This is a genomic window from Caulobacter endophyticus (assembly GCF_003116815.1).
GTDB classification, from domain to species: Bacteria; Pseudomonadota; Alphaproteobacteria; order Caulobacterales; family Caulobacteraceae; genus Caulobacter; species Caulobacter endophyticus.
Genome location: NZ_QDKQ01000037.1, coordinates 194,529 through 200,528 on the forward strand (window position 1 = coordinate 194,529; position 6,000 = coordinate 200,528).

Genomic DNA, 6,000 nt, shown 5'->3' on the forward strand with positions numbered 1-6,000 from the left:
TTTCGGCGAGAAGCGCCAGTCTTCCGCGACTAGTTTGCCGTCATGTCCGCCGCCGCCCTCCGCCGTCCCGCGCTCGACGCATTGTTGCCGTACGCCGCCCTGTTCGGGGGCATGGTGACGCTGGCCGGCGGCACGTCCTTCGCCAAGTCCCTGTTCCCGGCCGTCGGCGCCCAGGGCGTCTCTGCCTATCGCGTCGGGTTCGCGGCGGTGCTGCTGCTGCTGCTGTGGCGGCCCTGGCGGTTCAAGATCACTCGCCAGGACATGCTGGCCGTGGCCTTCTACGGTGCGGCCACCGGGGTGATGAACCTCTGCTTCTACATGGCGCTGCGGACCATTCCGCTGGGCGTGGCCCTGGCCATCGAGTTCCTGGGGCCGCTGGCCCTGTCGCTGCTGCATGCGCGCAAGGCCAGCCACTTCCTGTGCATCGGCCTGGCCGCCTTCGGCCTGCTGCTGCTTCTGCCGCTGAAGCTGGGCGCAGCGCCGCTCGACCCCGTCGGCGTCGGCTTCGCCCTGGCCGCGGCGGTCTGCTGGGCGCTCTACATCATCGCCGGCAAGCGCCTGGGCCATCTGCACGGCGGCCGCTCGGTGGCCATGGGCATGAGCGTGGCGGCCCTGATCGTCGTTCCGTTCGGCGTGGCCTCGGCCGGCGCGACCCTGCTCGACCCGCACCTGATGCTGCTGGGCCTGGTCGTAGCCATCTGCTCCAGCGCCGTGCCCTATTCGCTAGAGATGGTCGCCCTGAAGCGCATCCCCAAGCGCACCTTCGGGGTCATGCTCAGCGCCGAGCCGGCGATCGGCGCCCTGGCCGGCCTGATCGTGCTGTCCGAGCACCTGTCGATGCAGCAGTGGGCGGCCATCGGCTGCATCGTCGCGGCCTCGGCCGGCGCCATCCTGACGACCACGCCCGAGAACGTCGTCGTCGAGGATCCCGAGGAACTGGAGCGGCCGGGCGCCTAGGGCGCCTCCACCGGCATCAGCCGGCTGTATTCCCAGGCCCAGGGCATGCCGGTCTCGCCCAGCGCCGCCTTGACCAGCGACGGGAAGATCCGCTGGCCGTCGCCGCTGTTGGTCAGCACCACCACGCAGCGCCGGCGCCTCTCGACGCAGACCATCATGTTGTCGGTGATGTCGTTGTGGCCGCCCTTGAAGAAGGCGCGGCCCTGCGGCCCCTCGAAGGCGACGACGCCGACTCCGGCCGCCAGCTTGATCCTGGCGTTGTCGGGGTTGGTCTCCGCGGTGAAGGTCGGGAACTCCGAGCGCGAGACGATCGGCAGGCGCCCGCGCGCGAACTCGGCCCGGGCCTTCTTCGACAGGCCCCAGCCGCTGGCCATGGCCGCGGCCATCCTGCCCATGTCGTCGATGGTGGTGTCGAGCGAGCCGGCCGCCTTGACGCTGGAACGGTCGTCGTGCGGCTGCCACTTGCCGGTCTCGTCACGGCCGTCGGCGATGTCGGGGGCGAAGTCGTCGCGCCAGACCATGCCCGAGCGGCTCATGCCCAAGGGCTTGAACAGGCGCCTGTCCATGTCGGGACCGACCTTGATCGACAGTCCCTGCTCGATGACGAACTGCATCAGGTTGATGCCCTCGCCGGAATAGGCATAGCGGCTGCCCGGGGCGAACTTGATATCCAGCTTTCCGTCGGGGTTCAGCCAGCGGAAGTTGGGAAAGCCGGCCGAATGGCTGAGCAGGATGCGCGGGGTGATCGCGCGCCAGCGCTCGTCGCCGGCCAGGTCGGCATAGGCCTTGTAGTCGGGCAGGGGCCTTGGAAGGTAGGTCGCGATCGGCGTATCGAGGTCGAGCCTGCCTTTGTCGACCAGCATCATGACGTAGTAGGCGAACACCGCCTTGGTGATCGAGGCGGCGTACATCACCGTCTCGGGCTTCAGCGGATCGCCCTTCTCGTTGCGAACGCCCTGGGCGGCGACATGCGCGACCTTGCCGTCCTCGATCACGGCGACGGCCACGCCGGGAACCTTGCCCACGCTCATCAGCCGGGCGATCTCGGCGTCCAGCTTCGGATTTTCGGCGCGCGCCGTCCCGCCGGCCAGACACAGGAGGGCCGCCGTCCACGCCAGAGACTTTCCACGCATTTCCAGAGGCCCCACGGTTGCGCGCTCACCCGCGCCGGGCGACCTTGGGGGCCATGGGCGTCTTTTTCAACCGCCGCTTGCTGCTGGCCGGACTGCTGCTTTCAGGGTGCGCGACCGTTCCGTCGCGCCCGCCGCGCCTGCTGCCGGGCGACCCGGAGCTCTATGGAGAACTGGAGCCGCTGCTGGGCGCCCGCGCCGAGACCGACGGCCTGGTCATCCGCCTCAAGTCGCAGGGCTGCTTGCGCAAGGAGGACCTGCGGTTCTTCGTCGAGGGCAGGGATGCGATCCCTGACGTCGCCTTCGCCCGGCGGCGGCTGGAGACCTGCAAGGGCGGGGGGGCGAGGGAGGCGGAGGTCAAGTTCGGCTGGAGCGAGTTGGGGATCGCCGGCGCGACAGCCGTGCGACTGCTCAATCCGCTGGGGAAAGGCTGATCAGCCCTTCGGCGTGAAGCGCTCGACCATCCACGGCAGCACGCGGGCCGGTCGCCTGGCGGCGATGTCGATCAGCACCCAGTCGGTGCGGCTCTGGGCGCACATCTCGCCGTCGGGGCCGTCGATACGGACATAGCGCTCGAAGCGCGGTCCCTTCAGCTCGCCCACCCACGTGTAGCCGGTGGCGATCTCGTCTGGGAGCAGTTCGCGGCGGTAGTCGATCTCGTGGCGGCGGGCGACCCAGCTCCAGCCAGCCCGCTCTTCGGGCGAAGCCCAAGCTTCCCAATGGGCTATGGCAAGATCCTGCGCCCAGCCCAGATAAACCACGTTGTTGACGTGGCCGTTGGCGTCGATGTCCGACGCCTTGGGCTCGAAGGTCAGGGGATAGGCGTCGCTCGGCGGGACGAAGAGGCGGCTCACCCGATCAGGCCGCGATGACGCCCTGCTCGATCAGGAACGACTTCAGTTCGCCCGACTGGAACATCTCGCGGACGATATCGCTGCCGCCGACGAATTCGCCCTTCACGTAGAGCTGGGGGATGGTGGGCCAGTCGGTGAAGGTCTTGATGCCCTGGCGCAGTTCGTCGTCCTGCAGCACGTCGACGCCGACGAACTCGACGCCGAGGTGGTCGAGGATCTGCACGGCCACCGACGAGAAGCCGCAGCGCGGCTGGTCGGGCACGCCCTTCATGAACAGCACGACGGGGTGTTCGGCCACCGTCTTGGCGATGAATTCGAGAGCGGGGGAGGCGGCGACTTCAGTGGTAGGGGCGGTCATGGGGAGGAATTCCTTGGCGGTAACCCCTCAGCTAGGCGCCGGAAGGCCCCTGGTCAAGCGCGGCGCTTGGTCCCGGCCGCTTGTTCGGCCGAAAAACGGGCCATCTCGATCTGGGCGGCGCAGCCGGTCGGCAGGTCGCGCTCGACGACGGAGGCCAGGGCCTCGAGCTTGTCGCGCTTGGTGGTGATCACCTGCACGGTGGCGAGGGACGGCTCGGTCAGGGCGTAGCCGAGGCAAAGCTCCTGGCCGGTCCAGCCTTGGGTGCTGTCGAGGAAATCGTAGCCGCCCAGATTGGCCAGCGGGTCGGTGCGGCGACGCCACAGCGACGGTTTCTTGAAGATCGGCTTGGCCTCGCGCTCGCGGATGCTCTGGGGCCAGAAGTCCTCGCCGATCACCGCCACGTCGCGGGCGACGGCGCTGCGGATGCGGTTGCGCTCGGCCCAGCCTGACGACAGGTTGAACGGCGCGGCCAGGGCGTCGAACAGGCCGCTGGCCAGGTGGCGATCCTGGCCCTCGCCGCGGCTGGCCAGGCCCAGCGAGCGGATCAGGCCCGACTGGCGCAGGCCCAGCAGGGCCGCCATCGCCGTCGGCGGGAAGGCCGCGCCCGGATCGTCGAGCGTGATGAGGTCGACATAGGAAAGCCCGCAGCGCTCGACGGCCACGTCGACGAGATCGTGGATGGCCTGGGCGCTCAGTAGCTCGCCGCCGCTGCGCAGCCGCCAGCTCACGAACAGCAGCCGCCGCTCGATGGTCGTCAGGGACTCGCCCACGCCTTCCAGCAGGGCGTTGGACGAGCCGTGGACCTCGAAGCTGTTGATGCCGGCCTCGAGGGCCGTGAAGATCAGGTTGCGCCAGTCCTTGCCGCTCATGCGCGGGTGGTCGGCGAGCCGCAGCGTCACCGCCGAGATCGCCATGCCCGCCTTGCCGAAAGGACGATAGCGCACGGTGCGTTACTCCGCCGGAGCCGCGGTTTCGAGCGCCAGGGCGTGCAGCTCGCCGCCCAGAACGTCGGCCAGGGCGCGGTTGACCATCTGGTGCTGCTTGACGCGATTGAGGCCGCGGAAGGCGGGCGAGACGATGCGCGCCTTGTAGTGGTCGCCGTCGCCGGCCAGGTCGGTCAGCACGATCTCGGAATCCGGGAAGGCCGCGTTGAGGCGGGCTTCAAGCACGTCGGGCGACATGGGCATGGGGCGGACTCTCCGATCCTCGAAGGGGCTGTATGCCCCGTAAACCTTAAGATCGCGCATATGGCGGGCGTCGCGCGCCGACGCAATCGACGATCGGGCCGTGCGGTTGCGTGCAGCCCGGGGTGATGATCAAAACAGGCGAAAGCCGCGTTCCGTAACGGCGGAGACCGTCCGCGCGGTAGGGAGTTCCAATGCGTTCGACGATCGCCGCAAGCCTGCTTGCGACCATTCTGACCAGCCTCGCCGCGCCGGCCCTTGCCGGTCCCGGGGACACAGCCCTCGACGACGTCAAGGTCCTGTCGGCCGACGCCATGCAGGGAAGGGCGCCGGGCACGCCGGGCTCGCAGCTGGCGCGGACCTATATTCTGGAGCGCTTCAAGCTGATCGGCGTGGCGCCCGTCGGCGAGGGTTTCGAGCGTCCGTTCCGCTTTACCCGCAAGGACGGAACGACGATCACCGGCGTCAATCTGGTGGCTCGCATCAAGGGGACGGCGCCCGACGGCAAGGCCCTGGTGGTCACCGCCCACTACGACCACGTGGGCGTGCGGAACGGCCAGATCTACAACGGCGCCGACGACAACGCCTCGGGCGTGGCGGGCCTGCTGGCGGTGGCCGAGGCCTTCAAGGAAAAGCCGCCGCTGCATGACGTGCTGATCGTGGCGCTGGACGCCGAGGAAGGCGGACTGCGCGGCGCCAAGGCCTTCGTCGCCGAGCCGCCGATCCCGCTGTCGGCCATCGGCCTGAACGTCAATTTCGACATGCTGAGCAAGAACGCCAAGGGCGAACTCTACGCCGCCGGCGCCGCGCCGCAGCCAGCCCTGAAGCCGATCCTCGACGCGGTCGCCAGGACCGCGCCGGTCAAGCTGAAGCTCGGCCACGACACCGACGCCGACGGCAAGGAGAACAACTGGACCACCCAGTCCGACCACGGCGCCTTCGCCGGGAAGGGCGTGCCCTGGGTCTATTTCGGCGTCGAAGACCACCCCGAGTACCACCAGCCGACCGACGACTTCGAGACCATCCCGCAGCCGTTCTTCAAGGCCTCGGTGGCGACGGTGATCCAGGCCACGCGGGCGTTCGACGAGCGGCTGGGGGAAGTGGCGCGATAACTCCCCTTTCCCCTTGCGGGAGAGGGTGGCCTCCCGAAGGGATGTCGGGTGAAGGGTTTCTCAAAAGCAAGACGCCGCGACAGCCCATCAGCCGTCGCGGCGTTTTTCGTGGGGCAACCCCTCATCCGTCGGCCTTCGGCCGCCACCTTCTCCCGCAAGGGGCGTGTTGCTTAAAACGGCGGATCGTCGAGGTTGAGGTGGCGGACGGGCGGCCGAGAGGCTGATGAGCCACTCTGGAGGCTCTTTTGCCGGGCGGAGGGGGCTTTTTTCCAGACTGCAGACGCAGTGAGCCCTTGGAAGCCTCCGCTCAGGTCGCGGTGAGTGCGGTCCAGCGGCGCAGGTTGAAGGCGATGGCGGCCATCAGGACTTGGGCGCGGGCCTTTGTCAGGCCGACATAGCGGATGA

At 68.8% G+C, this 6,000-nt stretch carries 8 protein-coding genes; 3 read left to right on the forward strand and 5 right to left on the reverse strand.

Annotated features, from left to right (window positions below):
* The first annotated feature begins 42 nt into the window (after positions 1–42).
* Positions 43–957, forward strand: a complete 915-nt coding sequence (locus DDF67_RS11335; RefSeq protein WP_109100998.1) for an EamA family transporter — start codon at positions 43–45, stop codon at positions 955–957.
* Here the strand turns inward: DDF67_RS11335 and DDF67_RS11340 are convergent.
* Positions 954–2,090 (reverse strand): serine hydrolase domain-containing protein, encoded by a 1,137-nt coding sequence (locus DDF67_RS11340; RefSeq protein ID WP_109100999.1) that lies wholly within the window; start codon positions 2,088–2,090, stop codon positions 954–956. The genes DDF67_RS11335 and DDF67_RS11340 overlap by 4 nt on opposite strands.
* A 53-nt stretch (positions 2,091–2,143) precedes the next feature.
* Between DDF67_RS11340 and DDF67_RS11345 the strand changes: the two genes are divergently transcribed.
* Complete coding sequence (locus DDF67_RS11345; protein WP_109101000.1) at positions 2,144–2,521, forward strand: hypothetical protein; 378 nt, start codon at positions 2,144–2,146, stop codon at positions 2,519–2,521.
* On the opposite strand, the gene DDF67_RS11350 is transcribed toward DDF67_RS11345, so the two are convergent.
* Genes DDF67_RS11350 through DDF67_RS11365 form a run of 4 tightly spaced genes read right to left on the reverse strand, consistent with a single transcriptional unit; the run spans position 2,522 to position 4,486 of the window.
* Positions 2,522–2,941 (reverse strand): acyl-CoA thioesterase, encoded by a 420-nt coding sequence (locus tag DDF67_RS11350; RefSeq protein ID WP_109101001.1) that lies wholly within the window; start codon positions 2,939–2,941, stop codon positions 2,522–2,524.
* Positions 2,942–2,945: 4 nt separating this feature from the next.
* The gene (grxD, locus tag DDF67_RS11355) at positions 2,946–3,299 is read right to left on the reverse strand and encodes a Grx4 family monothiol glutaredoxin (protein ID WP_058350026.1); all 354 of its coding nucleotides are present in this window, start codon (positions 3,297–3,299) and stop codon (positions 2,946–2,948) included.
* A 53-nt stretch (positions 3,300–3,352) separates the two neighbouring features.
* Positions 3,353–4,243, reverse strand: coding sequence for an aldo/keto reductase (locus DDF67_RS11360; RefSeq protein WP_109101002.1), 891 nt, complete (start codon positions 4,241–4,243; stop codon positions 3,353–3,355).
* 6 nt (positions 4,244–4,249) lie between these two features.
* Positions 4,250–4,486: a BolA family protein gene (locus DDF67_RS11365; RefSeq protein ID WP_101712499.1), complete on the reverse strand. Its 237-nt coding sequence runs from the start codon at positions 4,484–4,486 to the stop codon at positions 4,250–4,252.
* A gap of 191 nt (positions 4,487–4,677) precedes the next feature.
* Here DDF67_RS11365 and DDF67_RS11370 point away from each other — a divergent pair, with 191 nt between their 5' ends.
* Positions 4,678–5,595, forward strand: coding sequence for a M20/M25/M40 family metallo-hydrolase (locus DDF67_RS11370; RefSeq protein WP_109101003.1), 918 nt, complete (start codon positions 4,678–4,680; stop codon positions 5,593–5,595).
* The last annotated feature ends 405 nt before the right edge of the window (positions 5,596–6,000 follow it).

Coding starts and splice junctions, on each gene's coding strand:
- DDF67_RS11335 (WP_109100998.1), top strand. CDS start 43: ATGTCCGCCGCCGCCCTCCGCCGTCCCGCGCTCGACGCATTGTTGCCG.
- DDF67_RS11340 (WP_109100999.1), bottom strand. CDS start 2,090: ATGCGTGGAAAGTCTCTGGCGTGGACGGCGGCCCTCCTGTGTCTGGCC.
- DDF67_RS11345 (WP_109101000.1), top strand. CDS start 2,144: ATGGGCGTCTTTTTCAACCGCCGCTTGCTGCTGGCCGGACTGCTGCTT.
- grxD (WP_058350026.1), bottom strand. CDS start 3,299: ATGACCGCCCCTACCACTGAAGTCGCCGCCTCCCCCGCTCTCGAATTC.
- DDF67_RS11365 (WP_101712499.1), bottom strand. CDS start 4,486: ATGCCCATGTCGCCCGACGTGCTTGAAGCCCGCCTCAACGCGGCCTTC.
- DDF67_RS11370 (WP_109101003.1), top strand. CDS start 4,678: ATGCGTTCGACGATCGCCGCAAGCCTGCTTGCGACCATTCTGACCAGC.